The organism is Bradyrhizobium pachyrhizi (genome assembly GCF_029714545.1).
Classification (GTDB): Bacteria; Pseudomonadota; Alphaproteobacteria; order Rhizobiales; family Xanthobacteraceae; genus Bradyrhizobium; species Bradyrhizobium pachyrhizi.
Window position 1 is genome coordinate 6462098 of sequence record NZ_CP121667.1, and the last position, 26871, is coordinate 6488968.

A 26871-nucleotide genomic window follows, 5' to 3' on the forward strand; every position below is an offset into this window, starting at 1 on the left:
TCACGCCCCGATCCGGCGCCGCGCCTGGGCTGCGGCCGCGGCCGCGAGGCTCGCGTCCGCATCAGTGCCGAGATAGACCTCGATCACTCTTGCGTCGCCGGCGACATCGGCCGGCAGGCCCTCGGCGATCTTCTCGCCGTGATCGAGCACCATCACGCGATCGACGACCCGCATCAACACGCCCATGATGTGCTCGACCCAGATGATGGTGATGCCGAGCTCATCGCGGATCCGGCGCAGCATGTCGGCGGCCTGGTCCATCTCGGCCTCGTCGAGGCCGCCAAGGCTCTCATCCGCGAGCAACAGCTTCGGGCCGGTGGCGAGCGCCTTGGCGAGCTCGAGCTTCTTCAACCCGGCGGCGCCCAGGCCCTCGACGCTGGCGTGACGGTCGGTCGGCAGCCCGACCATCGCGAGCGCCCGCTCGGCCGCCTCCTCGGCCTTGCCGCGGCTGTGGCGGCCCTGGCCGTAGAAGCCGGCGAGCACGACGTTTTCGAAGATACTGAGGCGATGGAACGGCCGCGGGATCTGGAAGGTCCGGCCGATGCCACGGTTGATGATCCGGTGCGGGGCGAGCCCCGCGATCTCGTGGCCGTCGAACAGGATCGAGCCGGAGGTCGGTGGCAAGGTGCCCGAGAGCATGTTGAAGATCGTGCTCTTGCCCGAGCCGTTCGGGCCGATCAGGCCGAGGATCTCGCCCTGCTCGACGCGGAACGACACGTTGTTGACGGCACGAAAGCCGCCAAACCGCTTGACCAGGCCTTCGACGGCGAGCACGGCAGTTCCCTTCGCGAGCGAGCTATTTGTAGCTGTAGGTGGTGCCGGCCGGCAGCGGCAGCTCGGTCTCGCGCTGCATCTGGCTCTTCGGCCACACCACATAGGACTTGTCGTCGATATATTGCAGCACCACCGGGAACGAGCGCGCGTTCTGCCCGGCATACTGCTCTCCCTCGCCGTAGAACTTCACGCCATAGCCGAGCATGGTGCCGCCCTCGGGAATGTCGGTGTCGAGCGCAGCCTTGCGCAGCGCATCCGGATCGACGCCGCCATACTTCTTGATCGCGCGCGGCAAGACGTCGTCGAGGAAGACATAGGCGTTGGCCGCGCCAATGCCGACATGGGCGGAACGGATCGGCACGCCGGGCTTCAGCCGGTCAAACTCCTCGCCGACCATCTTGATGACCGGCGGCAGCTTGGGATCCATGTTCTTCTGGTTGGCAAGCCAGATCGAGATCGGGTCGGTGTTGAAGAGATAGTTGGCGTCGGTGCCGAGGCCTTCCTTCAGCTTCTCGTAGACGCCGTAGCCCGCGCCATGGCCGACGATGGCGCCGAACTTCAATCCCTGCTCGCGGGCCTGGCGGAACAGCAGGGTAATGTCCGGATTGTAGCCGGTATGGAAGATCACGTCGGGCTTGGCGCGCTTCAGCTTGGTCACCAGCGCCGACAAATCGGGCGCGGTCGCCGAATAGCCCTCCTTGAGCACGATGTTGAAGCCGGCCTTCTTGGCGCCGGCCTCATTGCCCTTGGAGACGTCGACGCCATAGGCGCCGTCCTCATGGATGATGGCGACGCGGAGATCCTTCGGCTCCTTGCCGAACTTGGACATGGAGTATTGCGCGATGAAGTCGGTCGTCATCATGCCGTACTGGTTGCCGGCGGCCTGCGGACGGAACACGTATTTGTAGTTCTTGCCGTCGAACACGCCGGAGGAAATGCAGGTCGTGATCCACATGAACTTCTTCATCTGCTCGACCCGCGCCGACACCGGCACGCATTGCGCCGAGGAGAAGAAGCCCATCACCATGTCGACCTTTTCCTGCTCGAGCAGCCGGACGGCCTCGTTGATCGCGATGTCGGGTTTGCTCTGCGCGTCGGCATAGACGGCCTCGACCTTGTAACCCTCGACGCCGGTCTTGGCGTAATGGTCGAGCATGATCTTGACGCCGGTGTATTGCAGCTCGGAGCCGCCGCCGGCCAGCGGGCCGGTCAAATCGAAGATCACGCCGATCTTGATCTTCTTGTCCTGCGCATGCGCTGCATTGGCCACAGCAAGCGCCGCAAGCGCGACAGATAGACCCGCAAGCCAGCGGGCAGCCCTCCTGACCGGCATGAATCCCTCCCCAGAGATTGTGCACTGCATTTTTTGTTGTCGTGCCGCCCTATCACAGGGGGAGCGGCCGATGATGTCAAGCGCGATGGCTGCGTCCGCACCGCGCAGGCTTGCGCAAAGTTTCGGCGGAGCGGTGCCGACGCGCAGCGCTCCGGCGTGCGCTTGGCGGCAGCAATTTATCCGCGGGGCCGTTCCATGCCGGCCCGTTTGATCGCCGTGAGCAAAATATCGCTGTCCAGGGAAAGAAAATCGATCAGGCGCTTGGCTGCTTCCGGCGCTAGCGCGTCGCTGACGATCGCGGCTGTGAAGGTCTGGACCAGCTGGAGATCTGGCGGCAGCAGACCGACAACTTCGATGCCGCTCTCCTGAACCAGTTCGCTGGTCGGACCGATCGAGAGATTTGCCTTGCCTGCTCTCAGCGCTTCGGCCGCCTCGGTTCCGCGCGCCTCGAGGGTGAGCCTGACCGTGTCCGGCAAGTTCAACCTGGGGAAAACCTTGTCGCGGACGTACTGTCCGCTCGTGCTGCTCGGCGCCACCACCTCGCCGGCGTCGATCAAAGCCTGCCTAAGCGCGGCATCATTGCCGATGTCCGGCCTGGATGAGCCCGCCCGAACCGCCGCGGCCAAAGGTGCCGTCGCCAGTCCGGCTTCCGATCCCCCAAGAATCCGGCCGTCTTCGTTGAGCTTGTGAAGTCCCTCACGCGAAAGGATAACCACGTCCGCTTTGGTGCCGTTCGCGAGCTGGTGCCTGATCGTCTTCGGACCGGTGCCCTCCGACGCGCCAGATCCAGTCTCCACACTGATGCCCGTTCTTCGCTCGAATTCAGGCAGCACGTCTCGGTAGACCGCGGCGAAGCCACCCGAAATGATGACCCTGATCGTTTTGGGGCCGTCGGCGATTGCCGGTGTCAATGCAGCGGCAGCGGTGGCTTGCTCGGTCATTGCGCACTCCTTTGCCTAGGCCGGCAGCTGCGTCTCGATGAACGCGGTGACGAAGCGCGGCATTGCGGGAGTGAGATCGGCTCGGCTGCGCACCAGATGGATGCCGGCAAGCTCGGGATTTGCCTGGCGCGCGAGATTGGCCTCGATCCGCGCCCGCAGCGCGTCACCAGGCATATCGACGCGCAGGATCTGCATCATTGCAAGCGCAGGCCCGGTGTAGATGCAGTGCCAGTCGGCGTCGCCGCGGCAATCCGACGGCAACAATCCCGTCTCCTCCTCGAGTTCGCGCATCACGCTGCCGGCGATATCGACCGTGTCGCCCCTGATATCGTCGAGGTCGGGTGTCCCTGACGGGAAATAGATGCGTCCGGCATTCGCGGTCTGCTCGCCCATCACCCCGCACAAGAAGGCGCCGTCGCTGGCGAGCAGCGCCCCCATGCCGAAACCGTTGAACACCTCGTGGTCCGCAAAGCCCCAGTCGCGCCAGGCGAGGAAGCTCGCGAAATCGGTTTCGAAATAGCTCGCGCTGAGCCGCTCGCCGGCGAAGACCGGATCGCGCCCGAGCAGCACGCGGCCATTCCACAGGTTCGGGTTCAGCCGCTGCTGCTCGGCGAAATGCGCGTCGATCTCGGCGCGCCGCTGGTCCGCGAACGGCCAGGGACGCCGCTGCAAGGCAAGGTCGAGCGCGGTGACACGACAAATGAGCGGAGACTGCATATCCGAACGTGTTTACTTCGCGTTTCCGGTCGTCTTCTTGACCTGGTCGACGAACTTGTTGGTGTAGGTCTTGGTGACGTCAATGCCGGCCTTCGCGACATCCGGCGAGCCCTCGCTGAACACCGCGAGCACCGCCTCTGCACCCTTGGGGTCCATCTTGCCGGTCTCGGAATACATCGGGATCGTGTTCTTCAGCGCCGCGAGATACTGCGCCTTGTCCTTACCGACGATCTCGTCGGGCATCTTGGCCATGATATCTTCGGCGCTGTGCGAGTGGATCCAGGCCAGCGTCGCCATGATCGCATTGGTCAGCGCCTGCACCTCCTTCTCGTGGCCGTTGACCCAGGCCGCGGTCGAATACAGGGCGCCGCCGGGATATTCGCCACCGAACACCGCAAGCGTGTCGTGCTGGGTGCGGGTGTCACTGAGAATCTTGAGGTCCTTGTAGCCGCCCTGCAGCACGGTAACGGCGGGATCAAGCATCACGGCAGCGTCGATCTGGCCCTGCTCCATCGCCGCGACCGCCGTCGCGCCGAGACCGACACCGATCACGGCGGTGCCGGCCGGATCGAGGCCGTTCTTCTTGAGCAGATACTTCAAGAAGAAATCGGTCGAGGAGCCCGGCGCGCTGACGCCGACCTTCTTGCCGGCGAGATCCTTGATCGAGTTGATCTCGCCGGTGTGCTTCGGCGACACCACCAGCACGAGGCCGGGATAGCGGTCATAGACCACGAAGGCCTGCAGCTCCTGCTTCTTGGCCGCGAGATTGACGCAGTGGTCGAAATAGCCGGAGACGACGTCGGCGCTGCCGCCGAGCACGGCCTTGAGCGCGTCCGAGCCGCCCTTGAGGTCGACCAGTTCGACTGCAAGCCCGGCCTTGTCGTATTCGCCGAGTTGCTTGGCCAGCACGGTGGGCAGATAGCACAGGCAAGCGCCGCCCCCGACCGCGATGGTGATCTTGCTTTGCGCCGCGGCAAGGCCCGTGGACAGGGTCAGCGCCAGCAGCATTCCGGCAAGCTTGCCAAGCAGTTTGTTCATGACGTCCTCCGTTCGATTGGTCGGCAAGATAGAGGAGCTGGAAGGCCTTGAGAAGGCGACTTTCCGACAGCTGGTCAAGCCTGCGGCGGCGGCATAGCATCGCAGCTATTAAGAAAACGCCGAAGAAGCGCAAAAACTGGAAGCACCAAGAATACTTCAAGGGAAACATCAAGGGAGGCCTTCATGAATCGTATTGCAACTGCGCTGTCGATCGCTGCCGCCTTTGCCGCGGGCTGTGGCGTCACCCATTTGCTGCGGCCGGCGCTCGCCGCCGAGAACATCACGGCGCAGGTCATCCATACCGGCGAGATGGAGGGCGACAAGCTCGGCGACGCCAACAAGGTCGGCTTCCGTTCCAAGATGTTCGTCTCCGCCGACGGCGCCACCGTCTCGATCCAGGACGGCAACGTGCCGAAGCACATGCATCCCAACACCAACGAGATGCAGTTCGTCCTCGAAGGCACCGGCACGGTCTGGCTCGGTGACAAGGAAGTGACGGTGAAGCCCGGCGACCTGATCGTGATCCCGAAGGGCACGCCGCATGGCGGCACCAAGCCGAACGGCCGCGCCATCAAGGCGATCGCGATCAAGACGCCCCCGCAGGCGCCGGATGACACCAAGCTGCTGGATTGACGGCGGCCTCCCTCAGCGTCATTGCGAGCGAAGCGAAGCAATCCATCTCTCTGGATGGGCGGACCCATGGATTGCTTCGTCGCTTCGGTCCTCGCAATGACGAAAGTCGCGCGCGCCCGCGCCGGTTCCATGACATGACACTTGACAGATAATTCACTTGCCTCAAGTTTGCTCGCTTCATAATATGACGATCGTCATTTTATAGAGAGCAAGACCCATGAGCCTGGACGATCACCCCACGGTCAGGGCTGTGCGCGCGCGCAGCAGCGAACCGGTCCGCGACGTCCCGGTTTCATCGGAACTGATCAAGGATATCGCGCGCAGATGCGGAGCCGATGATGTCGGCATCATCGAGTTCGAACGGGCCGCCATCGCGCCGCAGCGCGACTTCATTGGCAAGGTCTATGGCCGGACGCGCTCCCTGCTCGCGATCGTCTGCCACATGAACCGTGAGCCGGTGCGCTCGCCCTCGCGCTCGGTTGCCAACGAGGAATTCCACAGCACCTACGATCACGTCAACGAAACCGCGCGCGCCATCGTTCGCGCGCTCGACGAGCACGGCATCCCGGCATGCAATTCGGTTGCCGCGTTCCCGATGGAGATGGATCTGCCAAGGATCATGATGGTTCAGCACAAGCCGATCGCGGTGGAAGCCGGTCTCGGCCGCATGGGAATCCATCGCAGCATCATCCACCCGAAATTCGGCAGTTTCGTCCTGCTCGGCACCATCCTGCTCGGATGCGAGGTCGACGCCCATGACCATCCGATCGACTACAATCCCTGCCTGGAGTGCAAATTGTGCGTCGCTGCCTGCCCGGTCGGCGCCATCAAGCCGGACGGCGGCTTCGACTTCCTGTCTTGCCACACCCACAACTATCACGACTTTCTCGGCAACTTCTCGCAGTGGGTGGAGAAGGTCGCGGATTCGAAGGACGCAAGGGATTATCGCGCCCGCGTTCCCCGCACCGAGACGCTGAACATCTGGCAATCGCTGTCGTTCAAGCCGGGCTACAAGGCGGCCTACTGCATCTCGGCCTGCCCGGCCGGCGAAGACGTGATCGGCCCCTTCCTGCATGATCGTGACGGGCATTTCGCCGACGTGGTGCAGCCGCTGATCGACAAGGACGAGTTCGTCTACGTGATCCCGGATACCGACGCCGAGGACACGGTGACGCGGCGCTTTCCGCACAAGAAGGTCCAGCATGTCACCTCGGGCCGCCATACCGGCAGCCTGCAGGCCTATATCTTTTCGCTCTCGCTCGGATTCCAGCGCGGCAGGGCGCGAGGCCTGGATTTCGTGACGCATCTGCGCTTCACCGGGGCGAGCCCGCTGGATATGACCGTTGCGATCAAGGGCAAGGATCTCCAGGTCGTGCCGGGACGGCATGTCGGAGAAGCCGCTCTGACCATCACCGCTGACGCCCAGGCCTGGCTGCGCGTGCAGAACCGCGACCTCGAACTTGCCGACGCGATTGACGCAAAGCTGGTGAGCCATAACGATGAAGCATTGTTCGCCGCCTACATGCGGTGCTTCCCGCTCTGAGCCGCAGCGTAGTTGCGTCGGATGGCATGCCTTCGGCTAACCCACCCTACGCAGCCTACTGCGTTGCTTCTTACCGCGCGGAATCGACCAACCGTTCGAGATCGGCAATCAACCCCGGCCCGGTCGGCTGCCATCCAAGCTTCCTGCGCGTCTGCTCGCTGGAGGCCGCCATGTCGTATGCAGCGAACGTGCCGAGCCAGCCAAAGAAGGCCTGCGCCTCTTGCGGGGCGATGGATTTGACCGGCAGCTTCAGCCGCCGTGCGATCGTTTCGGCAATATCTCGCATCGAGACCCCCTCTTCCGCGACGGCGTGATACCTTGCGTTCGGCTCAGCCTTTTCGATGGCCAGCCGGTAGAGACGCGCGACGTCGAGAACATGCGCCGCCGGCCAGCGATTTTGCCCGTCGCCGAGATAGGCGCACGCGCCCTTTTCGCGGTACACCGCGATCAAGGGGGTGATGAGACCCTGCCGGACGGGATCGTGGACCTGGGGAAGACGCATGGCCGACGCGCGGACGCCGTTCAGCGACAGGGCCGTCTGTTCCGACACGCGAGGGAATGGGAAATCCGGCGATATCGTTTGGTCCTCAGTCGCGATCTGGCCGGGCGCGGCCAATCCCGCCAAGCCCCCGGTCACGATCAGCGGCCTGTCCGATCCAGACAGAACAGAACCCAGCGCTTCGATGGCGCAGCGGTCGATCTCGCAACTCTTCGCGAAGTTGGACCAGTCGTGAACGAAGCCCAGGTGAATGACAGCATCCGAAGCGCTTGCCCCCTTGCGCAAGCTATCAAGGTCCTCGAGCGAGCCGCGAAGAGCCTCCGCACCAACGGCAGAGATCGCGTTCGCCCCCTCGTCCGAACGGGCCATGCCAAGAACCTGATGTCCGGCGGCGATCAGGTCCTTGACGACGGGAGTGCCGATGAATCCGGTGGCACCAGTGACGAACACACGCATGAGGAAGTCTCCAGGTTTCGTTGGAGACAAATCTGGCCCTGCGCGCTATCCTGTTAAAGTAGTGATCTTATCATGGTATAATAGTTAACAGGATGAGCGAACCGCTCGCGCAAGAGAACCTGCTCGGCGCCTACCTGAAGGACCGCCGCAGCAAGCTCGATCCGGCCGTGTTCGGCTTTCCGCCGGAGCGGCGGCGCACGCCGGGCCTGCGACGCGAAGAGGTGGCGCAGCGCGCCAACATCAGCGCGACCTGGTACACCTGGCTCGAACAGGGCCGCGGCGGTGCGCCCTCGGCCGATGTACTCGACCGCATCGCGCGTGCGCTGATGCTGACCGATGTCGAGCGCGAGCATCTGTTCCTGCTCGGCCTCGGCCGCACGCCCGAGGTGCGCTACCAGAAGAGCGAAGGCGTCACCCCCCGGCTGCAGCGCGTGCTCGACGCGCTGGAGCCGCGCCCCGCCGTGATACGCACCGCAACCTGGGATATCGTCGCCTGGAACCGGGCCGCGACCGTGATGCTGACGGACTACGGATCGCTGCCGCCGCGCGAGCGCAACGTGCTTCGCTTCATGTTCCTCGATCCGCGCGTCCGTGCTGCGCAACACGACTGGGCCAGCGTGGCGCGCTTCGTGGTCGGCGCCTTCAGGGTGGATGCGGCACGCGCCGGAGCCGCGGCCGAGGTGCAACCCTTTGTCGACGAGCTCTGCCGGCTCAGCCCGGAATTCGCGGCGCTGTGGCGCGACAACGACGTGCGAACGCACGGCGAAGGCGTCAAGCAGCTCCGGCATCCGATCCTGGGCCCGGTCAAGTTCGAATATTCGGCGTTCGCGGTCGACGGACGGCCCGACCTCAGCATGATCGTCTACAATCCGATCGACCCGGAGGTGACGAACAAGATCCGCGGATTGATCGAGGCCGCGCCGGCAGTGCCCTAATCCCGCGTCACGGCTGTCGGCCGCCAAACCAGCAGCCGATTCTCGACCATCGTCACGCCCATGTCGATCAGGATGACGAAGGCCGACAGCACGAACATGCCTGCGAACACGCCGGCGACGTCGAACACGCCCTCGGCCTGCTGGATCAGGTAGCCGAGGCCGGCGGCGGAGCCGAGATATTCGCCGACCACCGCGCCGACCACCGCAAAGCCGACCGAGGTGTGCAGCGAGGAGAACATCCAGGACAGCGCCGACGGCCAGTAGACGTGGCGCATCAGCTGCCGCTCGTTCATGCCAAGCATGCGGCCATTGTCGAGCACCGTGGTCGGTACTTCCTTGACGCCCTGGTAGACGTTGAAGAACACGATGAAGAACACCAGGGTCACGCCGAGCGCGACCTTGGACCAGACGCCGAGCCCGAACCACAGCGCGAAGATCGGCGCCAGCACCACGCGCGGCAGCGCGTTGACCATCTTCACATAAGGATCGAACACCGCGGCGACGCGCGGCTGGCGCGCGAACCAGAAGCCGACCAGAATGCCGCCGGCCGAGCCGATCACGAAGGCGAGGATGGATTCCCACAGCGTGATCGCGAGATGCTTCCAGATCACTCCGGTCGAGAACCATTTGACGATTTGGCTGAAGACGTCGAGCGGATTGGAGAAGAAGAACGGCGGCAGCAGCACCTTGCCGAACACCGGCACGGTGGAGAAGAGCTGCCAGAGCGCGAGCGTGACGACGGCGACCAGCACCTGCAAGGACAACAGCGTGACGCGCGACATCAGGCAGCTCCCGCCTGCGTCGACTGGACATAGCCCTTCATCACCTCGTCTTTCAGCACGCCCCAAATCTCGCGGTGCAGGGCATGGAAATCCTTCTCCATCCGGATCTCGGCGATGTCGCGCGGCCGCGGCAGCGTGATGCGCCAGTCGCCGATGATGCGCGCGGAAGGACCGGCCGACATGATCACGACGCGATCGGCCAGCGCGATCGCCTCCTCGAGATCGTGGGTGACGAACAGCACCGCCTTGCGGTCGGCGCTCCACAATTCCAGCAGCAGATTGCCCATGATCTGCCGGGTCTGGGCGTCCAGCGGACCGAACGGCTCGTCCATCAGGAGGATCTTCGGATCGCGGATCAGGACCTGCGCCAGCGCAACACGCTTACGCTGGCCGCCCGACAGCATGTGCGGATAGCGATTGGCGAAGGCGCCGAGCCCGACCGAGGTCAGCCATTTCTGCGCGCGCGCAAGCGCCTCGGCGCGCGGCGTGCCAGTGATTTCGAGCCCGATCGCGACATTGTCGATCGCGGTCTTCCAGGGGAACAGCGCATCGGCCTGGAACAGGTAGCCGGCGTCACGGTTGAGGCCGCTCAGCGGCTTGTCGAAGATCCTTGCCGTTCCGGCCGCGGGCTTGAGCAGCCCGGCCGTGACGTTCAGCAGCGTCGACTTCCCGCATCCGGTCGGGCCGACAATGGCGACGAACTCGCCATGATCAACCGAAAGATTGGCCTGTTCGACCGCGGTATAGACGCGTCCATCCGCCAACCGAAACGCCACCGTCGCACTGTCAAGCGCGACCGCCGTCGGCTCCGTCATCGCCACGCATCCCTCCCGAACTTTCCGAGATGGCTTAGCGGTTCGGGCGGGCAAGTCAACGCAGGAAGATGGCCTAGCAAACAAGGCTGTGGTCACGCGATTTTCAGACAGGCCAGGGTTGCTCAATTGCGCAACCGGGTTGCGCATTGCGCCGACATCGTCGAGGCTGCAGCCCAAAGCGACGGACAAGGAGACAATCATGCGGATCGCAGTGGTGGGCGCCGGAGGCGTCGGGGGCGGCTTTGGTGCGGCGCTCGCGCATGCCGGCGCCGACGTCACCTTTATCGCGCGCGGCGCTCATTTGGCCGCCATGCGCAGCGAGGGGCTGAAGGTTCAGGGCGGCCGCGGCGAAACCCATCTGGTCCCGACCCAGGCGACCGACGATCCGGCAAGCGTCGGCCCGGTCGATATCGTGCTGTTCTGCGTCAAGCTGTGGGACGTCGAGAGCGCCGGCCAATACATCAGGCCGATGGTCGGCCCCGACACCGCGGTGATCCCGCTGCAGAACGGCATCGACGCGCCTGACAGGCTGGTCCCGATTCTGGGACGCAACGCCGTGATGGGCGGCGTGGCGCAGATCTCGGCCTCGATCATCAAGCCTGGCGTCATCAACCAGGTCGGCACCTTCATGCGCATGATCTTCGGTGAGCTCGACGGCCGCATCACGCCGCGCGGCAAGGCGCTGCTCGATCTCTGCCTGAAGGCCGGCTTCGACGCGACCTTGAGCGAGCAGATCAACACCGAGCTCTGGATGAAGTTCGTCGGCCTCGCCACCAATGCCGGCATGACCGCGGTCACCAGGCTGCCGATCGGCAAGCTGCGCGACGATCCCGATTTGCGCCCGCTCTTCGTTTCGGCTTGCGAGGAGATCATCGCCATCGCGCACGCCAACGGCATCAAGCTGCCGCCGGATGCGCTGACGAAAGTGCTCGACTTCATCGGACACGCGCCACCTGCGATGAAGGCCTCGATGGCGCTCGATCTCGAGCGTGGCAACCGGCTCGAACTGCCGTGGCTGAACGGCAAGGTGGTCGAGCTCGGCCGCAAGCTCGGCGTCCCGACGCCGACGCACGACATGCTCTATGCGGTATTGAAGCCCTATGCGATGGGCGCGCCGTCCTGATAGCCCAGCAGAACCGAAATCTGCCGGCCGGCCTCGCGCACCAGCTTTGAATATTCCAATAGCTTCCGCTCGTCGATGCGCGCGCTCGGCCCGTAGAGACCGACCGAACCGACCACCTCGCCGCGGTGATCGAAACACGGCGCGGAGACGGCAACCGCGCCGGCGAATATCTCGCCATGGCTGGTCGCATAGCCGTTGCGCCGCGCAAAGGTCAGCGCGTCCTCGAGCCGCGCGCGATCCGCGCTCTTTGCAATGCTGGCAACAAGCGCGGCCTGCCGCTTCGGCTCCATGAAGGCCAGCATCGCCTTGCCGGTCGATCCCTGGATCAGGCTCAGACTGTGGCCGACTCCGCGGCTGATCGAGAGCACGTGACGGCTCTCGCATTCGAGGATGCAGATGCCGCGATCGTCCTGCTCGCGGAACAACGCTGCGGTCTCGCCGGTCGTCTCGCGCAGGCCTTCGACGACCGGGCGCGCGATCGCGACCACCTCGAGACCCTTCAGCCAGACATGGGCCAGCTTCATCACGCCGTGCGACAGCCGGAAGCGCTGCGGGTCGCCTTCGGCCTGGATCAGGTCGCGCTGCGCCAACGTCTGCAGCAGGCGATAGAGCGTCGGCCGGCTCAGCCCGACCCGCTTCCGGATCTCGATCACGCTCATCGCCGGCTGATCTGGCGTGAAGCTTTCCAGGATCGCGATGGCGCGGTCGACCGCCCGCACGCCTGACGCCCCCTGCTCCGCGTCCTGAACTTCCGCCTTCGGTTTCTTTGCCATCCGTCCACATCGCAAATTCGGCAGGGCGCGCTGCATCCAGCGCGCTTGACCAATCGGCCCGCGCGAATAGTATCGCAAATTATGAGAATAATGTCCACTAGATGGACATATGAAAAATCGACGGGAGGATTGGAATTGCTGGAGACAAACGCCTCGCGCAGATGGGCCGCCGCCGCGATCGCCACGCTGATGCTCTCAACGCCGCTGGCGTACGCCGCACCCGACGGCTCAGGCATCTCGGACGGCGTGGTGCGGATTGCGGTGCTGGGTGACTACGGCAGCGGCCGCGATCTCGGCGGGCCGGGCTCGGTGACCGCCGCCAAGCTTGCCGCTGAGGATTTTCATAACAAGGTGCTAGGCAAGCCGATCGAGATCATCTCGGCGGATCACCAGAACAAGCCCGACGTCGCGGTCGGGATCGCGCGGCAATGGTTCGACGTCGAGCATGTCGACGCGGTGACCGATCTCGCGGTGAGCTCGGTCGGGCTCGCCGTCGCCGGGCTTGCAACGCAGAGCAACCGCACCGCGCTGGTCTCGGGCGCCGCGACGTCCGATTTGACCGGCGACAAATGCTCGCCCGTCGTCACGCATTGGGCCGACGACACCTACGCGCTGTCGGCCGGCCTGGTCGGCGAGCTGAGCCGCCGCGTCGGCAAGGAATGGTTCTTTGTCGCGGTCGACTATTCGTTCGGTAGCGCGATGGTGAAGGATGCCTCGCGCGCGGTGACCGATACGGGCGGCAAGGTCATCGGCGCGGTTCGCTATCCCTTCAACACCACCGACTTCTCATCCTTTTTGCTGGCCGCGCAGAGCTCCGGTGCCAAGGTGGTGGCACTGGCCGGCACCGGCGCCGACACCGTCAACGCGGTGAAGCAGACCCACGAATTCGGCCTGCAACAAGGCGGGCAGACCATCGTCGGCATGCTGACCTTCATCTCCGACGTCCATTCGATCGGCCTGCGCGACGCGCAGGGCATGTACATCGCGTCCCAATATTACTGGGATGACGACGACGGCACCCGCGCCTTCGCCAAGCGCTTCATCGAGATCGAGAAGCGCGAACCGACAAAATTGCAGGCCGCGACCTACGCCGCCGTGCGCCATTATCTGAAAGCGATCGAGGCCGGCGGCAGCGATGAGGCGAAGGCGGTCAATGCCGAGATGCGCAAGCTGCCGGTCGATTTCTTCGGCCGCCCCGCGCACATCCGCAAAGACGGCCGCGTCGTCTACGACCTCTCGCTCTACCGCGTGAAGAAGCCGGACGAGAGCAAATATCCCTGGGACTACTACCAGAAGATCGCGGCCATCCCCGGCGACAAGGCGTTCCGCCCCGAGCGAACGGGCGGCTGCAAGCTCGACAAGTAGGACGCACCATTATCGCCGCGACGCACGGTCGCGCATGCAAGATCAAGGAGGAGCCGATGCCGCTTCGCAACGATTTCGATCAGCTTGTAGACGTCAAGGGTGGCTTCATCAGCCGCGAGATCTTCGTGGATGCCGATATCTATCGGCAGGAGCTCGACAAGGTCTTCACCCGTGCGTGGCTGCTGGTCGGGCACGAAAGCCTGGTGCCCAATCCCGGCGATTTCTACACCTCGCGGATGGGCGAGGAATCCGTGATCCTCTGCCGCGACAAGAAGGGCGAGATTCACGTCTTCCTCAATTCGTGCCGGCACCGCGGCATGAAGGTGTGCCGCTACGAACAGGGCAACACGTCGCTGTTCACCTGCCCCTATCACAGCTGGACCTACACCACCGACGGCAAGCTGCAGGGCGTTCCACTGCACCGGACGCTGTACGACGGGGTGCTCGACCGCGAGGCCAACTCGCTGGTCCCGGTGGCGAAGCTCTGCAACTACAAGGGCTCGATCTGGGCGACCTGGGACAAGGACGCGCCCGACTTCATCACCTATCTCGGCGATGCCAAGATCCATCTCGACCAGGCGCTCGACTGCCGCGACGGCCGCGAAGGCGGTTCCGAGGTGATCGGCGTCCACAAATGGGTGTTCCCCGCCAACTGGAAATTCGCGGCCGAGAATTTCCTCGGCGACACCTATCACAACCCGAGCCATCGCTCGGTCGACCTGATCGGCATCGGGCCCAGCGCTGCCGCCGGCAAGAAGGGCCGCCGCGACGACGAGCTGGAGAAGGCGCAGCACGTCTGGATCAGCTTTCCGGAAGGCCATGGCGTGCACAGCGCAATCCAGCCGGAGGCCAACGAATACATCGAGTCCTTCCTCGACAACCCGATCCTCGAAAAATACTTCCGGCACTGTTTCGAGGAGCGCAAGCGGCGGCTCGGCGAAGGGGCGCGGCTGCTGCCGTTCGTCGGCACGATCTTCCCCAACACCTCCTATCACGGCCGGCAGCCGCGTGGACTGTGCGCCTGGCATCCGCACAGCCCGACCTCGACCGAAGGCTGGCGCTTCTTCCTGGTCGACAAGGATGCGCCGAAGGAAGCCAAGGAATATCTGCGCCGCTACTACATGCGCTACTCCGGCCCGGCCGGCATGACCGAACAGGACGACATGGAGAACTGGCTCTATGCCACCGCGGCGAGCACCGGCACGGTGGCGCGGCGCTATCCCTTCAACTATCAGCAGTCGATGGGCGCCTACGTCACCGATCATCCGCTCGGCGGCGACGTCTCCACGCAAGTCACCGAGCAGATCGCGCGCGGCTTCTATCGCCGCTGGACCACCTACATGCAGGGCGGCGACTGGCACGAGCTGCTCGGATCACCCGCTGGCAACCGGCAGGCCGCAGAATGACCGCGCCCGCAACAATCGTCCTCGTCAGCGGGGGCACCTTCGGCATCGGCCGCGCGATCACGCTCGGCCTCGCGCGGCGCGGCCACGCGGTGGTCGCCTTCGGTCTCGAGGCGGCGCAAGTCTCGAGTACCGCGCAGAACGCCATTCCGGCCCTGCGCGAGGAACTTGATCGCGAAGGGCTCTCCGCCGAATTGATGGAAGCCGACGTGTCGCAGGCCGGCGATGTTGCCAAGGTGGTCGCCCACGCGATGGCGCGGTTCGGGCGCATCGACGGCGTCGTGAACAACGCCGCGATCGGCCCGCTCGGCACCGTGCTCGACACCGACGAGGCGCTGTTCGACCGGATCATCGCCGTCAATCTGAAGGGACCGTATCTGACCAGCCGCGCCGCGATCCCGCACATGATCGCGCAAGGCGGCGGCTCGATCGTCAACATCGGATCCGGCGCCGGCTGGGGCAAGCCGAACATGGCGGTCTACAGCGCGAGCAAGGGCGGCGTTATCGCGCTCAGCGCAGCGATGGCCTACGACTTCTTCCACCAGCGCATCCGCGTCAACACCGTGATCCCTGGTGGTGGCGGCATCGTCAGCGGTATGAGCCTCGGCCGTGTCGGCGGCGATGCGGCGCGTTTCGGCAAGGGCGCGCCGGGCACCGCCGCGGGCCGCGTCGCCGCCGGTGACGACATCGCCAATGTGGTCGCCTTCCTGCTGTCACCGGAAGCGGAAACGCTGTCCGGCACCGTGATCGATGTCGGCTGCTTCGCCCAGCAGGGCGGACCGATCCCGCCCAAGCCGGCGCTCTGACAACCCTGCGATGCCTGATGAGGAGATAGCGATGACGACGACCGTTCAGGATCAGGACAAACAACAACACGCCGGGAACGCTGCGATCGAGCGATCGGCGACCTACTACCGGCTGAAGGCCGATGTCGAGGATTTCTACTACCACGAGGCCGATTTGCTCGACGACCGGCGCTTCCGCGACTGGCTCGAGCTACTCACCGACGACATCGGCTATTTCATGCCGATCCGCCGCAATGTGAAGTTCGGCCAGCAGGCCGCGCGCGAGAACACCAAACGCGGTGAAGGCATCAGCTGGTTCGACGAAGACAAATGGACATTGACCAAGCGGGTCGAGCAGATCCTGACCGGCGTGCACTATGCCGAGGAGCCGCTGTCGCGCATCACGCATATGGTCAGCAATGTGCAGATCAAGGGCGCGCGGCCGGATATCGAGGCTGCGCGCGAGCTGGACGTCACCAGCCGCTTCCTCGTCTACCAGAACCGCGTCGAGTACGAGACCTACATCTTCGTCGGCCGCCGCAACGACACGCTGCGCCTGACGGACACTGCCTGGAAGATCGCGCGACGCGAGATATTGCTTGAACAGAATATCCTGCTGGCCAAGAATCTCACCACGTTCTTCTAAGCGGGGCCAGGTCTGAGCAAGGTCAAGATCAGCAAGGGTAGCGATGATTGACGTGATGGCGATCAAGGTGGGGACGCGGCTGAAACTGGAGGCCGGCGTCGTCGCCGAAGTGATAGAGAACATGGACGATGGCCAGTGGCTGCAGGTGCGCTATCTGGAGTGCCCTGCCCGGCCCGCCGACGTCGGAACGGTGGAGCTGTGCCACGCCCAGGACGTCATCAAGGTGCTCAGCGAGTAATCCCAGTCAACGGACCGACGATCATGCTGCGATTTGAATACATGCCGAGCGATTTTCATCCGCTGTTCCTGTTCCTCGGCGAGGCCGCCGATCTCGCCGCGCTGGCAATGCTGCTGCGACGCTTTGCCGAGGACCCGCAGACCATTGCCGTGGCGGAGCGGATTCCCGGCGCAGTCTCGCGCGACGCGCTGGTGCTGGCGCCCGCCGACGACGAATTCGGCATGCGCGATCTCGGCGGCCGGTTTGCCTGGAAGCTGACCGATTGGCAGGCGGAGCGGATCGCCGCGCGCATCGAGCTGTTAACCCCTGAGGATAACAAGTCCGGCTCGGAGATCGTCGAGATCGGCAGTGACGGCGAGATCCCGGTCAAGCTGTCGCGCGGCGAATTCACCGACGATTTCCTGATCACGCACAGATAGCGATGTTCGCGTGAGTACACACCGCAAGCCAAAGGTCCTGATTGCCGGCGCCGGGATCGGCGGTCTCGTCGCCGGATTGTCGCTGCTGCAGCGTGGCATCGAAGTCGATATCTTCGAGCAGGCGTCCGAGCTGCGCGAGCTCGGCGCCGGTGTCCAGCTCAGCGCCAACGGCACCAGCGTCCTGATCGCGCTCGGGCTCGAGGAGGAGATGCAGGCCATCGCCTGCGAGCCCTCGGGCAAGGAGATCAGGCTGTTCAGCACCGGGCGGACCTGGAAACTGTTCGACCTCGGCGCCTCATCGCGCGCGATCTATGGCGCGCCCTACTGGATGGTGCATCGCGGCGACTTTCACCGCGTGCTGGTCGACGCATTCACGGCCCGGGCGCCGGGGCGGCTGCATCTTGGCAGCCGGTGCACCGGATTTGACCAGGACGGCGACGGCATCTGGCTGCACCTTGCCAATGGCGAGCGTCGGCGCGGCGACGTCGTGGTCGGTGCCGACGGCGTGCACTCCGAAATTCGCCGGCAGATCGGCGGCGACACCAAGCCGTTCTTCTCGGGCGTGGCCGCCTGGCGCGGGCTGGTGCCGATGGAACGGCTACCGCCACCCCTCAGGCGCGACGTCGGCACCAACTGGATCGGCCCGGGCGGCCACGTCATCACCTATCCGGTTCGCCGCGGCGAGCTGTTGAACTTCGTCGGCATCTTCGAGGGTGAGAGCTGGTCAATCGAGTCATGGACCGAACGCGGTACGCGCGAGGCCTGCAGCGGAGCCTTTGCCGGATGGAATCCGCAGATCCGCACCATCATCGCGAGCCTCGATATTCCCTACAAATGGGCGCTGCTCGGCCGCAACCCGCTCGATCGCTTCGTCGTCGGGCGCGCCTGCCTGCTCGGCGACGCCGCGCATCCAACGCTGCCGTTCCTGGCCCAGGGCGCCAACATGGCGATCGAGGACGGCATGGTGCTGGCGCGCTGTCTTGAAGGCTTCCCGCCCGAGGAAGCGCTGCGGCGGTACGAGACCGCGCGGCTGACGCGCACAAACGGGATCGTGGTGAAGTCGGCCGAGAATGCCAGGCGCTTCCATAATCCTGCGCTCGCCGACGCCGAAGGCGCCGACGCCTATGTCTCGCGCGAATGGCAGCCGGACCGGGTGCGCGAGCGCTATGACTGGCTGTTCACCTACGATGCCTTGCGTGTGCCGCCTTGACGGGACGAGTTTCGCGGGCCCGCCTCACTGAACGGGATGGCGTCCGCGGCGCACCGGACGTTCCGGGGGTGGTGGCGGAGGAGCGAAGAAGGGATTGACGATGCACATCGCAGAGAGACCCGATGCCGTTGCCTGACACTGCGGGATCGAGGTGTAGCTGCAATCGATGTGGTCTCCGGCCATCGGCCCGTTATAGAGATGCAAACAGACCGGATAGTTCGGATCATAGGCCTGTCCGGCGGCAGGTCGGGCCAGCGCGACCGCGAACGCGGCGATCGCGAAAAGTTTCAGGCGCATCGGATTCTCCTTATTGCTCGGACCGTTTCCTCACAACTGCCGGAGTTAGTCAACCGCACTGGGGACACGACGGCCATACAGTCTTGAGCGACGGCAGGCGACAAGCCTGAGCGCGCTAGTTGGCGGACTGGCGTTGTCGCTGCCCCCGTTGCTTTGGCGGCTTCTTCGGACCTTTGTAGAACGGATTGACCGAACACGTCGCGGAGCGCCCCGAGGCCGTCGCCTGACACTGCGGAAGCGACGTGTAGCTGCAATCGATATACTCGGGCGTCAGCCTCCCGCCATAGACTTCCAGGCACACCGGATAGTTCGGATCGTACATCTGTGCGGCGGCCGGCCCAGCGATGCAAACGCCGACGGCTGCGATGATGGTGAGTTTCAAACGCATCGAATTCTCCTCAAGCCTCGTCCGGAACGCAGGGCACGGCTATCGTTGCTCGTCGGCCGGCTTGCCGTCGCCCTCACCGAGGCAGCGGATCATGAAGGCCGTCGTGTCCCGCGGCAGCACTTGCGCAGCGCGCGCCTTGAGACGGCATTCGAGCTGCGCGATCTGGCGCGCCCGCTGCCGTTCGGACGGCAGCGTCGATTGCCGCAACCGGCGCAACGTCATCGGCGAACCGTCCGATTCGAAGCTCAGCTCGTATTTCTTGCCGTTCTGGTCGGTTGCGGCGCAGGTGATGGTGGACACCTGCCGCGTGATGAAGCTTCCGACCTGGCGGCACGAGCCCGTCGACATCTCGACCAGCGGCACCGGCAGACCATCCACTCGCGGGCGGTCGCTGGACTTCAGCAACATGCGGTCGACCGCGAGCTCGAACAGATTGTCCTGGGTGCGCTCGGTGCTCTCGCCGGAGAACGAGATGATGTGGCTCTTGTCGGCGGGATCGTCGAGCACCACGGTGAATTCGGAGCGGCCGCGCAGGGTGTGGAAATAGGCGACTGCCTTGCAGGTGTAGCTGCGGCCTGCGACGGAGACATTGCGGCAAGTGCCGGACATCAACGCGTACAGATCGACGTCGTAGACCGGACCGGCGGCAACGGCCAGCGCCGGCCAGCAGAGGACGGCAGCCGCAATCAATTGAGCGAAACGGGATATCATGCTGAAGCGGTCGAAAACACGGTCGCTGGAGGGGTCCATGGCGCAAGGTCGCTGATTTCCACGGACTGTGCAACGACGAAGCAGGCCTAAATGTGGACACCACGCGAACGGCTGGGGAACGCAGCACAATCCGTGCTGAAAGGCCGCGGCGTCAGATTTGCGGGCCGGACAGCGTCACCTCGCGCTCGGCGCGGAACACGTTGCTATAGAGGTTCGCGATCCACTGGCGGCCGCTTGCCGTCATGTTCAGGCAGTTGATGGCGCCCTGAATGTGCGGCGCAACCATGTTCCAGTAGAATTGCGGATAGCGGTCGACGATATCGGCTGGCGACTCATAGCCGAGCTGGCGGTTGATGCCGACCTCCTCGAACTCGTGATAGAGCGCGTTGGCCTTCCTGATGTAGTTGGGATCGCCGAGCTGACCGATGAAATCGGCCGCCCGGACGATCGACGCCTCATCGTCATATTGCTGACCTTCGGGCGCCGGAAACCGCGTGCCCTCGATGTTGCGCGCGACGCGCTCGCGATCAAGTGGAAGGACGGCCTCGAGCCTGTCGAGCACATACAGCTTCGAGCGGTCGACATGATACGGCATCAGGCCGGCATCCGACGAGCCACGCGGCAGCACCACCTTGTTGCCGGAGGCATCAATGACGTAACCATCAGGTCCATCGCCCTTCAAAAGACCGCGCACATAGCCGATGTCGTGAGTCAGGCAGGCGATGATGGTGTGGGTGTAATCCTCGGCGGTAACGTGGGTGTGCAGCGCGCGGCCGCGGATGATGTCATGCCCGGCGAGCGTGACCAGCATCGTGTGCTCGACATTGTGGTAGAGCGCGTCGCTGTTGCCGATGCATTCCAACGCGATGCGCGCGGCGGCTGGCAGGAGTTCGCCGAAGCGCGCCTGCGAAGCGCCGAAGGTGCGGCTGACATGCGTGGCGAGAAACTTCTCCAAAGCACCTGCCGCCAACTCAGGTAACGTCATCATCGATGCAGCCCCCGACCGCGCAACGTTCCTCGCTCGCCCCGATCTCACGCCGTAGTTGGGCAGCGACTATAGCGTATCTACGGGCGTGCGGCTACGCGCTGACGGGCGTGACGATTCGCTCCGGCCGTACTTTCCCAGTCTTGTCGGCTGCGACACCAAAGCTGCTGATAGTGGCATGAACCCTGCATGATTCGGGTCAGACCGGGTTAACCCCACTGATAAAGGCCGTCATGCTCGTTACGCTCGTCGCCATCCTCTGCAATGCTCAACTCTGCATGGAAAAGGTCGTAACCACGAGTGACCAATCCGGCATCACCATGGGCGCCTGCGCAGTGAATGCGCAGATCGGTATCGCCGATTGGCTCGCCAAGGGGCCGTATCACGAATGGCACCTGCAGAGCTATAAATGCATCATGGGCAAGTACGTACCCAAGAACGAAGTGTGATGTGTGCTCACAGCCCCGGACGGGGCTGATCCGCTTCGACCGGAACAGCCTGCGAAACCACCGCGCAGGCGCCCGCGCCTCGAGTCAAAGTCCAATTTATGGGCTATCACTGTCGTTAACGACGGTGAGACATGAGGTCGCCCTGGAATGCCCGCAACGCCGCTGATTGCCTATGCGCATGTCGGCAAGAATTTTGACAGTGGTCGCGTGGTGGCGGTCGACGACGTCTCGCTTGACGTAGCCGAGGGTGAATTCCTGGCGATCGTCGGCGGCTCGGGCTCCGGCAAGACGACGCTGCTGAGGCTCGCCAATCGCCTGATCGAAGCCGACCAAGGCCGGATCGCGGTCGAGGGTGAGGATGTCAGCCGCATCGACCCGATCCTGCTGCGGCGCCGCATCGGCTATGTCTTCCAGAGCGGTGGGCTGTTTCCGCATCTGTCCGTCGCCGGCAACATCGGCATCACGCCACATCTGCTCGGCTGGACGCAGACGGAGATCTCGGCGCGGGTCGATGAACTGCTCGACCTTGTGCGGCTCGACCGCTCACAATATCGCGAGCGTATGCCGCACGAACTCTCCGGCGGCCAGCGTCAACGCATAGGCGTCGCACGTGCGCTGGCTGCGAAGCCGCGCATCGTGCTGATGGACGAGCCGTTCGGCGCGCTCGATCCGCTCACCCGCGACGCGCTCGGCGACGATTATCGAACGCTGCACCGCGAGCTCGGCCTGACCACAGTCATGATCACCCACGACATGACCGAGGCGTTGCTGCTGGCCGATCGTGTCGCGGTGATGCGCGGCGGCAGGCTGCTGGCCCAGGGCACGCCGGCGGAACTCTCGGCCAGCACCGATGGCTATGTCGGTGAACTGATGCGCACGCCACGCCGGCAGGCGGAACGCCTGGGCGCTTTGCTGCCGCGGGGCGACACGGCATGACTCTATCAGCCGATCCGCGCTGGAGCGAGGCGCTTTCCCATCTGCCCGACTATCTCGGCAATCATGTGCGGGTCAGCGTCGCCGCGCTTGCGCTCGGGCTCCTGATCAGCCTGCCGCTTGCGATCATCGCTCGTAACCGGCCGGTGCTGCGCACGACGTTGCTCGGGCTTGCCAGCATCGTGCAGACCATGCCCGGTCTCGCGCTGCTCGCGTTGTTCTATCCGCTGCTGCTGGCGCTCGCCGCGTTGACGGTGGCGTGGCTCGGCTTCAGCTTCTCCGCCTTCGGCTTCCTGCCCGCCGTGCTGGCGCTCGCGCTCTATTCGATGCTGCCGGTGTTGCGCAACACCATCACCGGTCTGTCGGGGGTCGATCCGGCGGTGCTGGAAGCCGCCCAGGGCGTCGGCATGACGCCGCGGCAATCGCTCACCATGGTCGAGCTGCCGCTGGCGCTACCGGTGATGATGGCTGGAATCCGCACCGCGGCGGTATGGGTGATCGGCACCGCCACCTTGTCGACGCCCATCGGCCAGACCAGCCTCGGCAACTACATCTTCGCGGGCCTGCAGACCCAGAACTGGGTGTTCGTGCTGTTCGGCTGCTTCGCCGCAGCCGTGCTCGCGCTTGTGGTTGACCAATTGCTGGCGCTGATCGAGAACGGCCTGCGCAATCGCAGCCGCATCCGGACTGCGTTCGGCGGGCTCGGTATTGCCGCCCTGATCGCGGCGACCCTGGTGCCCGCGATCGCGCGTCCGCATGCGGGCATCGTGGTCGGCGCCAAGACGTTTACCGAGCAATATGTGCTGTCGGCGTTGATCGCGCAGCGGCTGCAAGCGGCCGGCCTTCCGGCCACGACCCGCGCCGGCCTCGGCTCCAACGTGATCTTCGACGCGCTCACGGCCGGCGATATCGATGTCTATGTCGACTATTCCGGAACGCTGTGGGTCAACCAGTTCCACCACACCGACATCAAGCCCCGCGCCGAGCTGTTGGGCGAGTTGCAGATGACGCTGGCAAAGCAAGACATCACGCTGTTCGGCGAGCTCGGTTTTGAGAATGCCTATACGCTAGTGATGCCGAGAAAGCGCGCCGAAGAGCTCGGCATCCATTCGATCGCCGACCTCGCGTCACGCGCCGCGACGATGTCGATCGCCGGCGACTATGAATTCTTCTCGCGGCCGGAATGGGCCGGCATCCAGAAGGCTTATGGGCTGACGTTCCGCGCCCAGCGTCAGATGCAGCCGGATTTCATGTATGCGGCGGTTGCCTCCGGCGAGGTCGACGTGATCGCGGGCTACACCAGCGACGGACTGATCGCGAAATACGATCTTGTCACGCTCGAGGACAACAGGCACGCCATCCCGCCCTATGACGCCATCGTCCTGCTGTCGCCAAAGCGGCGCGACGACGAGGCCCTCAAGGCGGCGCTGCGGCCGCTGCTCGGCAAGATCGATATCGCCGGGATGCGCGAGGCGAATTTGCGCGCGTCGGGCAACGACGCATCATCGTCGCCCGACGCCGTGGCGCGCTGGCTGTGGGACCAGATTGGGCCGCGTTGAACGGCCGCGCTCTCCGCCTCAGGCCCTGACCTCCTGGCGCTGGAACAGAACGTAGCCGGCGACGAACAACACGATGGTGCAGGCGATCAGGCCGACCGTCTGCGGCCAGGCGATCATCACGCTCTGGCCGAACGGCAACGGGGCACCCATCACGGCGCCGCGGATCTGATCGAGGAACACCGGGCCGAGCGTGCGCGTGGTCGGCGACAGCACCGCGAGCATCGCCTCGCCAAACAGGTCATTGGGCGAGAACCGCTGCAGCAGCTGGGTCCAGATCGCCGTGCCCGGCGTATCTAGGCCGAGCGCTGCAAAACGTGGATCGGGCGGCACGATGGCCTGCGCGATCGCCGGCGCCAGCATCGGCCACAACACGGTCAGGAACAACCAGATGCCGAGCGCCACCAATGCCGCGGTCGCCGGCGAGCGGAATACGATCGAGAGCAGCATTGCGAGCGACAGCCAGACCCCGGCATAGAAGATCGCAATCACCAGGAAGGCCAGCGAGCGGGCGATCTCCTCGCCGCCCGGCGGCACGCCGAGGAAGATCAGGCCGAGGCCGATCACCAGCAGCCACAGCGCGGTGAGGCTGATCGCGATCGTCGCGAGCCCGGCGAGATATTTGCCGAGCAGCAGCGCGTCGCGATAGATCGGCTGCGCCAGGATCCGCGACAGCGTGCGCCGGTTGTGCTCGCCGTTGATCAGGTCGAAGCCGAGCCCGATCGCCATCAGCGGGATCAGGAAGCCGAGGATGGCGACAAAGGACGGCAGCGGCGCCTGGCTCACCGTGAACAGCCGCAACAGCAGGAATGGATCCTCCGCGGTATTCTGGCGGAGCGCGGCGATCGCCTCATAGAGCGCCGCCATCGCGGTCAGCACGATCAGAAGCTCGAGCATCAGCATGCGGACGCTCGAGATGTTGTCCGACAGCTCTTTGACGAAAACGGCACCGACGCCCTGGAATGCTGAACCCTCACGCCGCATCGCGCACGCCTCCTGACGGGGTGGCCTGGAAGGTGCGAGCGTAGATCGCCTCGAGGCTCGGCTCGTCGACCGAGAGCCGTCGCAGCGCGCCGTTGGACGCGACTACCGCGCGCGCGGCATCGGCCCGGACGTCGCGGTCGGCGGTCATGCGGAAGCGGTCATCGGCGAGCGTCTCGACATTGCCGACGCCCGGGATCGCGGCGAGCCGCCGCGCAATGCCCGCGCCGTCGGCTTCGACCTCGACGACGAAGCCCGCGCCCAGCACCTGAACCGAGAGCTCGGCCACCGAACCCATCATCGCGATCTTCCCGGCTCGGAACAACGCGACGCGATCGCAGACCCGCCGCACCTGGTCGAGCATGTGCGACGACAGCAGCACGGTAACGCCCTCGGCCTTCAACTCCCTGATCAGGTCGAGGAATTCAATCGTCGCCTGCGGGTCGAGACCCGAAGTCGGCTCGTCGAGGATGGCGATCTCGGCCCGCTTGACGATGATCTCGGCGAGCCCGAGCCGCTGCCGCATGCCGCGCGAGAAGGTCGCAACGCGCTTGTCGGCGACCTCAAGCAGACGCACGCGGGTGAGCGCCGCCGCGATCCGCCGCGAGCGTTCGGCCATCGGGAGGCCCATCAGCTTGGCGACGTAAGCGAGGTTCTCCACCGCAGTCAGGTGATCGTAGAAACCGACGGCATCGGGCAGATAGCCGACCCGCCGCTTGACCTGCAACGGCTGCCGCGCCGGGTCGAAGCCGAGCACGCTGACCCGGCCGGCCGAGATTTCGGTGAGCCCGAGCATCATCAGGATGGTCGTGGTCTTGCCGGCGCCGTTCGGACCGAGCAATCCGAACACCTCGCCCTTGGCGATGTCGAAGTTGATGGCGTCGACGACGCTGGTCTTGCCGTAGCGCTTGGTGAGATCGCGTGCCGCGATGACGGTTTCGGGCCGTGTTGCAGCACTGTTGTTCTGCTGCTCGCTCATCGCCGTCCGAACCTCGCAACCGCACCCAGCATCAACAGCAGCGCGACGCCAATCACGCCGGCACCGGCCATGCCCCAGACGGTAGAAGTGCTCACCGTGACGCGGAACTGGCTCGACGCCGTCTCGCCGCGCGAGGTAGCGCGCATCGCGAGCTGGTAGTCGCCGGCGAGCGACTTGTCGCTCGGCGTCACCAGCGCCTGAACCTCAGTGTCCTTGCCGGGCACCAGCCGCTTGATCCTGGTGGGCTGGAACATGACCTTCCAGCCGCTCGGCGCCGTCGCGGCGAGCTCGATGTTGTCGGCCGGCGCGGTGCCGGTGTTGGTGACGACGACCGGAATCGTGCTCTGCTCGGCGGCGACCGCACGCGCGCTCAACAGCCCGTCGCGGCCGGAGAGCTGAAGCTGCGGCTGGCCCGCGACATCGAGCGCCACCTCGGTCTGCGCCGAGGCATCCTCGGCGTTGACGGTGACCTTGACCGGGAAATGCCCGGCATCAATCGCGCTCGGCGGCCGCACCTTGAGCTTGATGTCCTTGGACTGTCCGGCCTCGATCGGGATCGACGACAATTCCTGTGTGCCATAGGCCTCGGTAAACGAGGTCTCGAAGTTCTGCGGCGCGGCCGCGGCGAAGCTTGCGACCAGGTTGCGGCCGCTGTCGTTCTTGATGGTCAGCGCGTATTCGAAATTCGATTTTGGGCTGCCGCGCAATTCGGGCAGTTTCGACGTCACCGTCAGCTTTGCCGGCAACTCCTTGGCGAGCGCGACCACGATCGGCAACGTCGCCTCGCTGCCCTGCCCTTCGGCCTTCACCGTCAAGGTCTGCTCGGCGAGCGAAGCGTTGGCGGGCACGTCGAGCCGGAGTTGCAGCGGCACGCTGGAGTCGGGCGCCGGCATCGCGGCCGCGACCGGCTGGCCGCCGCCGAGCAGCGTCGCGGTCCAGCCGCTCGGCACGCCCTCGACCGATAGCTTGTAGCGCTGCGGGCCGAGATCGTAATTCTGCAGACGCAGCGAGATGTTGGAGGTGGTGCCGGGCCTGATGGTGACGGCCGGATAGTCCGTCATCATGTAGAGCCCCTTGATGTCGTGCGGCGGCTCCGCGGCGGAGACTGAGGGAATAGCAAGTCCGAAGGCGGCGACAAGGCGCGCAACATCGAGCGCTCGCATG

The 26871-nt window shown here is 64.9% G+C and carries 30 protein-coding genes; 14 read left to right on the forward strand and 16 right to left on the reverse strand.

What is annotated here, in order from left to right; all coding sequences use genetic code 11:
- The 5 genes from QA639_RS30730 to QA639_RS30750 all read right to left on the reverse strand — a co-directional run bounded on the left by QA639_RS30730 (position 1) and on the right by QA639_RS30750 (position 4803).
- Positions 1-774, reverse strand: coding sequence for an ABC transporter ATP-binding protein (locus QA639_RS30730; RefSeq protein ID WP_050385458.1), 774 nt, complete (start codon positions 772-774; stop codon positions 1-3).
- Positions 775-796: 22 nt separating this feature from the next.
- Positions 797-2107: an ABC transporter substrate-binding protein gene (locus tag QA639_RS30735; RefSeq protein WP_057015073.1), complete on the reverse strand. Its 1311-nt coding sequence runs from the start codon at positions 2105-2107 to the stop codon at positions 797-799.
- A gap of 176 nt (positions 2108-2283) precedes the next feature.
- On the reverse strand, positions 2284-3048 hold the full coding sequence (locus tag QA639_RS30740) for a substrate-binding domain-containing protein (protein WP_028332443.1): 765 nt from the start codon (positions 3046-3048) through the stop codon (positions 2284-2286).
- Positions 3049-3063: 15 nt separating this feature from the next.
- Positions 3064-3765 (reverse strand): hypothetical protein, encoded by a 702-nt coding sequence (locus QA639_RS30745; protein WP_028332444.1) that lies wholly within the window; start codon positions 3763-3765, stop codon positions 3064-3066.
- Between the two features lie 12 nt (positions 3766-3777).
- A complete protein-coding gene (locus QA639_RS30750; RefSeq protein WP_028332445.1) occupies positions 3778-4803 on the reverse strand; it encodes an ABC transporter substrate-binding protein in 1026 nt (341 codons plus the stop codon).
- Positions 4804-4986: 183 nt separating this feature from the next.
- Here QA639_RS30750 and QA639_RS30755 point away from each other — a divergent pair, with 183 nt between their 5' ends.
- Positions 4987-5436: a cupin domain-containing protein gene (locus tag QA639_RS30755; RefSeq protein WP_028332446.1), complete on the forward strand. Its 450-nt coding sequence runs from the start codon at positions 4987-4989 to the stop codon at positions 5434-5436.
- Positions 5437-5653: 217 nt separating this feature from the next.
- Positions 5654-6979: a 4Fe-4S binding protein gene (locus tag QA639_RS30760; protein ID WP_028332447.1), complete on the forward strand. Its 1326-nt coding sequence runs from the start codon at positions 5654-5656 to the stop codon at positions 6977-6979.
- A 70-nt stretch (positions 6980-7049) separates the two neighbouring features.
- On the opposite strand, the gene QA639_RS30765 is transcribed toward QA639_RS30760, so the two are convergent.
- Positions 7050-7934 (reverse strand): SDR family oxidoreductase, encoded by an 885-nt coding sequence (locus tag QA639_RS30765; RefSeq protein ID WP_028332448.1) that lies wholly within the window; start codon positions 7932-7934, stop codon positions 7050-7052.
- Between the two features lie 92 nt (positions 7935-8026).
- Here QA639_RS30765 and QA639_RS30770 point away from each other — a divergent pair, with 92 nt between their 5' ends.
- Positions 8027-8869, forward strand: a complete 843-nt coding sequence (locus tag QA639_RS30770; RefSeq protein ID WP_028332449.1) for a helix-turn-helix transcriptional regulator — start codon at positions 8027-8029, stop codon at positions 8867-8869.
- On the opposite strand, the gene QA639_RS30775 is transcribed toward QA639_RS30770, so the two are convergent.
- Together QA639_RS30775 and QA639_RS30780 are read right to left on the reverse strand one after the other, a co-directional pair.
- Positions 8866-9651, reverse strand: coding sequence for an ABC transporter permease (locus QA639_RS30775; RefSeq protein WP_028332450.1), 786 nt, complete (start codon positions 9649-9651; stop codon positions 8866-8868). The two genes, QA639_RS30770 and QA639_RS30775, sit on opposite strands and share 4 nt — an antisense overlap.
- Positions 9651-10466, reverse strand: a complete 816-nt coding sequence (locus QA639_RS30780) for an ABC transporter ATP-binding protein (protein ID WP_283087946.1) — start codon at positions 10464-10466, stop codon at positions 9651-9653. The genes QA639_RS30775 and QA639_RS30780 overlap by 1 nt, the downstream gene beginning before the upstream one ends.
- Positions 10467-10665: 199 nt before the next feature.
- On the opposite strand from QA639_RS30780, the gene QA639_RS30785 reads away from it, so the two are divergent.
- Positions 10666-11589 carry a ketopantoate reductase family protein gene (locus tag QA639_RS30785; protein ID WP_244978795.1) on the forward strand — a complete coding sequence of 308 codons (924 nt, stop codon included), beginning with the start codon at positions 10666-10668 and terminating at the stop codon, positions 11587-11589.
- Here QA639_RS30785 and QA639_RS30790 read toward each other — a convergent pair.
- Entirely contained in the window at positions 11565-12362 is a 798-nt protein-coding gene (locus tag QA639_RS30790) for an IclR family transcriptional regulator (protein WP_283087947.1), read from the reverse strand. The genes QA639_RS30785 and QA639_RS30790 overlap by 25 nt on opposite strands.
- Positions 12363-12491: 129 nt before the next feature.
- Between QA639_RS30790 and QA639_RS30795 the strand changes: the two genes are divergently transcribed.
- From QA639_RS30795 to QA639_RS30825, 7 genes are read left to right on the forward strand one after another with little or no spacing between them, the layout of a single operon-like run.
- Positions 12492-13727 (forward strand): ABC transporter substrate-binding protein, encoded by a 1236-nt coding sequence (locus QA639_RS30795; RefSeq protein ID WP_028332454.1) that lies wholly within the window; start codon positions 12492-12494, stop codon positions 13725-13727.
- Between the two features lie 56 nt (positions 13728-13783).
- Positions 13784-15133 (forward strand): aromatic ring-hydroxylating oxygenase subunit alpha, encoded by a 1350-nt coding sequence (locus QA639_RS30800; protein WP_283087949.1) that lies wholly within the window; start codon positions 13784-13786, stop codon positions 15131-15133.
- Entirely contained in the window at positions 15130-15936 is an 807-nt protein-coding gene (locus QA639_RS30805) for an SDR family NAD(P)-dependent oxidoreductase (protein WP_028332456.1), read from the forward strand. The genes QA639_RS30800 and QA639_RS30805 overlap by 4 nt, the downstream gene beginning before the upstream one ends.
- 31 nt (positions 15937-15967) lie before the next feature.
- Positions 15968-16561 (forward strand): 3-phenylpropionate/cinnamic acid dioxygenase subunit beta, encoded by a 594-nt coding sequence (locus QA639_RS30810; RefSeq protein ID WP_028332457.1) that lies wholly within the window; start codon positions 15968-15970, stop codon positions 16559-16561.
- Positions 16562-16604: 43 nt separating this feature from the next.
- Positions 16605-16799: an SH3 domain-containing protein gene (locus QA639_RS30815; protein ID WP_028332458.1), complete on the forward strand. Its 195-nt coding sequence runs from the start codon at positions 16605-16607 to the stop codon at positions 16797-16799.
- Between the two features lie 23 nt (positions 16800-16822).
- Entirely contained in the window at positions 16823-17218 is a 396-nt protein-coding gene (locus QA639_RS30820; RefSeq protein ID WP_028332459.1) for a hypothetical protein, read from the forward strand.
- Positions 17219-17228: 10 nt separating this feature from the next.
- A complete protein-coding gene (locus QA639_RS30825; protein WP_028332460.1) occupies positions 17229-18428 on the forward strand; it encodes an FAD-dependent monooxygenase in 1200 nt (399 codons plus the stop codon).
- A 24-nt stretch (positions 18429-18452) separates the two neighbouring features.
- On the opposite strand, the gene QA639_RS30830 is transcribed toward QA639_RS30825, so the two are convergent.
- From QA639_RS30830 to QA639_RS30845, 4 genes are all read right to left on the reverse strand, one after another.
- Complete coding sequence (locus QA639_RS30830; RefSeq protein WP_016844297.1) at positions 18453-18725, reverse strand: DUF3551 domain-containing protein; 273 nt, start codon at positions 18723-18725, stop codon at positions 18453-18455.
- 115 nt (positions 18726-18840) lie between these two features.
- On the reverse strand, positions 18841-19113 hold the full coding sequence (locus QA639_RS30835; RefSeq protein ID WP_028332461.1) for a DUF3551 domain-containing protein: 273 nt from the start codon (positions 19111-19113) through the stop codon (positions 18841-18843).
- Positions 19114-19152: 39 nt separating this feature from the next.
- Positions 19153-19863 carry a hypothetical protein gene (locus QA639_RS30840; protein ID WP_244482231.1) on the reverse strand — a complete coding sequence of 237 codons (711 nt, stop codon included), beginning with the start codon at positions 19861-19863 and terminating at the stop codon, positions 19153-19155.
- Positions 19864-19975: 112 nt separating this feature from the next.
- A complete protein-coding gene (locus tag QA639_RS30845) occupies positions 19976-20812 on the reverse strand; it encodes a hypothetical protein (RefSeq protein ID WP_026193124.1) in 837 nt (278 codons plus the stop codon).
- 230 nt (positions 20813-21042) lie between these two features.
- On the opposite strand from QA639_RS30845, the gene QA639_RS30850 reads away from it, so the two are divergent.
- The 3 genes from QA639_RS30850 (at position 21043) to QA639_RS30860 (ending at position 23750) form a co-directional block, all read left to right on the forward strand.
- A complete protein-coding gene (locus QA639_RS30850) occupies positions 21043-21258 on the forward strand; it encodes a hypothetical protein (RefSeq protein WP_016844293.1) in 216 nt (71 codons plus the stop codon).
- A gap of 147 nt (positions 21259-21405) precedes the next feature.
- Positions 21406-22194, forward strand: a complete 789-nt coding sequence (locus tag QA639_RS30855; RefSeq protein WP_157348198.1) for an ATP-binding cassette domain-containing protein — start codon at positions 21406-21408, stop codon at positions 22192-22194.
- On the forward strand, positions 22191-23750 hold the full coding sequence (locus QA639_RS30860; protein WP_157348199.1) for an ABC transporter permease/substrate-binding protein: 1560 nt from the start codon (positions 22191-22193) through the stop codon (positions 23748-23750). Before QA639_RS30855 ends, QA639_RS30860 begins: the two co-directional genes overlap by 4 nt.
- An 18-nt stretch (positions 23751-23768) precedes the next feature.
- Here the strand turns inward: QA639_RS30860 and QA639_RS30865 are convergent, their stop codons facing one another.
- From QA639_RS30865 to QA639_RS30875, 3 genes are read right to left on the reverse strand one after another with little or no spacing between them, the layout of a single operon-like run.
- Positions 23769-24731 (reverse strand): ABC transporter permease, encoded by a 963-nt coding sequence (locus tag QA639_RS30865; RefSeq protein WP_157348200.1) that lies wholly within the window; start codon positions 24729-24731, stop codon positions 23769-23771.
- On the reverse strand, positions 24721-25707 hold the full coding sequence (locus QA639_RS30870) for an ABC transporter ATP-binding protein (protein ID WP_283087950.1): 987 nt from the start codon (positions 25705-25707) through the stop codon (positions 24721-24723). The genes QA639_RS30865 and QA639_RS30870 overlap by 11 nt, the downstream gene beginning before the upstream one ends.
- Positions 25704-26870: a COG1470 family protein gene (locus QA639_RS30875; RefSeq protein ID WP_283087951.1), complete on the reverse strand. Its 1167-nt coding sequence runs from the start codon at positions 26868-26870 to the stop codon at positions 25704-25706. Before QA639_RS30875 ends, QA639_RS30870 begins: the two co-directional genes overlap by 4 nt.
- Position 26871 lies beyond the last annotated feature (1 nt).

Bases quoted from the DNA above. Each gene is read 5' to 3' on its own strand.
- QA639_RS30735 (WP_057015073.1), bottom strand. From the start codon at position 2,107: ATGCCGGTCAGGAGGGCTGCCCGCTGGCTTGCGGGTCTATCTGTCGCG.
- QA639_RS30740 (WP_028332443.1), bottom strand. From the start codon at position 3,048: ATGACCGAGCAAGCCACCGCTGCCGCTGCATTGACACCGGCAATCGCC.
- QA639_RS30745 (WP_028332444.1), bottom strand. From the start codon at position 3,765: ATGCAGTCTCCGCTCATTTGTCGTGTCACCGCGCTCGACCTTGCCTTG.
- QA639_RS30750 (WP_028332445.1), bottom strand. From the start codon at position 4,803: ATGAACAAACTGCTTGGCAAGCTTGCCGGAATGCTGCTGGCGCTGACC.
- QA639_RS30755 (WP_028332446.1), top strand. From the start codon at position 4,987: ATGAATCGTATTGCAACTGCGCTGTCGATCGCTGCCGCCTTTGCCGCG.
- QA639_RS30760 (WP_028332447.1), top strand. From the start codon at position 5,654: ATGAGCCTGGACGATCACCCCACGGTCAGGGCTGTGCGCGCGCGCAGC.
- QA639_RS30765 (WP_028332448.1), bottom strand. From the start codon at position 7,934: ATGCGTGTGTTCGTCACTGGTGCCACCGGATTCATCGGCACTCCCGTC.
- QA639_RS30770 (WP_028332449.1), top strand. From the start codon at position 8,027: ATGAGCGAACCGCTCGCGCAAGAGAACCTGCTCGGCGCCTACCTGAAG.
- QA639_RS30775 (WP_028332450.1), bottom strand. From the start codon at position 9,651: ATGTCGCGCGTCACGCTGTTGTCCTTGCAGGTGCTGGTCGCCGTCGTC.
- QA639_RS30780 (WP_283087946.1), bottom strand. From the start codon at position 10,466: ATGACGGAGCCGACGGCGGTCGCGCTTGACAGTGCGACGGTGGCGTTT.
- QA639_RS30785 (WP_244978795.1), top strand. From the start codon at position 10,666: ATGCGGATCGCAGTGGTGGGCGCCGGAGGCGTCGGGGGCGGCTTTGGT.
- QA639_RS30790 (WP_283087947.1), bottom strand. From the start codon at position 12,362: ATGGCAAAGAAACCGAAGGCGGAAGTTCAGGACGCGGAGCAGGGGGCG.
- QA639_RS30800 (WP_283087949.1), top strand. From the start codon at position 13,784: ATGCCGCTTCGCAACGATTTCGATCAGCTTGTAGACGTCAAGGGTGGC.
- QA639_RS30805 (WP_028332456.1), top strand. From the start codon at position 15,130: ATGACCGCGCCCGCAACAATCGTCCTCGTCAGCGGGGGCACCTTCGGC.
- QA639_RS30810 (WP_028332457.1), top strand. From the start codon at position 15,968: ATGACGACGACCGTTCAGGATCAGGACAAACAACAACACGCCGGGAAC.
- QA639_RS30815 (WP_028332458.1), top strand. From the start codon at position 16,605: ATGATTGACGTGATGGCGATCAAGGTGGGGACGCGGCTGAAACTGGAG.
- QA639_RS30820 (WP_028332459.1), top strand. From the start codon at position 16,823: ATGCTGCGATTTGAATACATGCCGAGCGATTTTCATCCGCTGTTCCTG.
- QA639_RS30830 (WP_016844297.1), bottom strand. From the start codon at position 18,725: ATGCGCCTGAAACTTTTCGCGATCGCCGCGTTCGCGGTCGCGCTGGCC.
- QA639_RS30835 (WP_028332461.1), bottom strand. From the start codon at position 19,113: ATGCGTTTGAAACTCACCATCATCGCAGCCGTCGGCGTTTGCATCGCT.
- QA639_RS30840 (WP_244482231.1), bottom strand. From the start codon at position 19,863: ATGGACCCCTCCAGCGACCGTGTTTTCGACCGCTTCAGCATGATATCC.
- QA639_RS30845 (WP_026193124.1), bottom strand. From the start codon at position 20,812: ATGATGACGTTACCTGAGTTGGCGGCAGGTGCTTTGGAGAAGTTTCTC.
- QA639_RS30850 (WP_016844293.1), top strand. From the start codon at position 21,043: ATGCTCGTTACGCTCGTCGCCATCCTCTGCAATGCTCAACTCTGCATG.
- QA639_RS30855 (WP_157348198.1), top strand. From the start codon at position 21,406: ATGCCCGCAACGCCGCTGATTGCCTATGCGCATGTCGGCAAGAATTTT.
- QA639_RS30860 (WP_157348199.1), top strand. From the start codon at position 22,191: ATGACTCTATCAGCCGATCCGCGCTGGAGCGAGGCGCTTTCCCATCTG.
- QA639_RS30865 (WP_157348200.1), bottom strand. From the start codon at position 24,731: ATGCGGCGTGAGGGTTCAGCATTCCAGGGCGTCGGTGCCGTTTTCGTC.
- QA639_RS30870 (WP_283087950.1), bottom strand. From the start codon at position 25,707: ATGAGCGAGCAGCAGAACAACAGTGCTGCAACACGGCCCGAAACCGTC.
- QA639_RS30875 (WP_283087951.1), bottom strand. From the start codon at position 26,870: ATGCGAGCGCTCGATGTTGCGCGCCTTGTCGCCGCCTTCGGACTTGCT.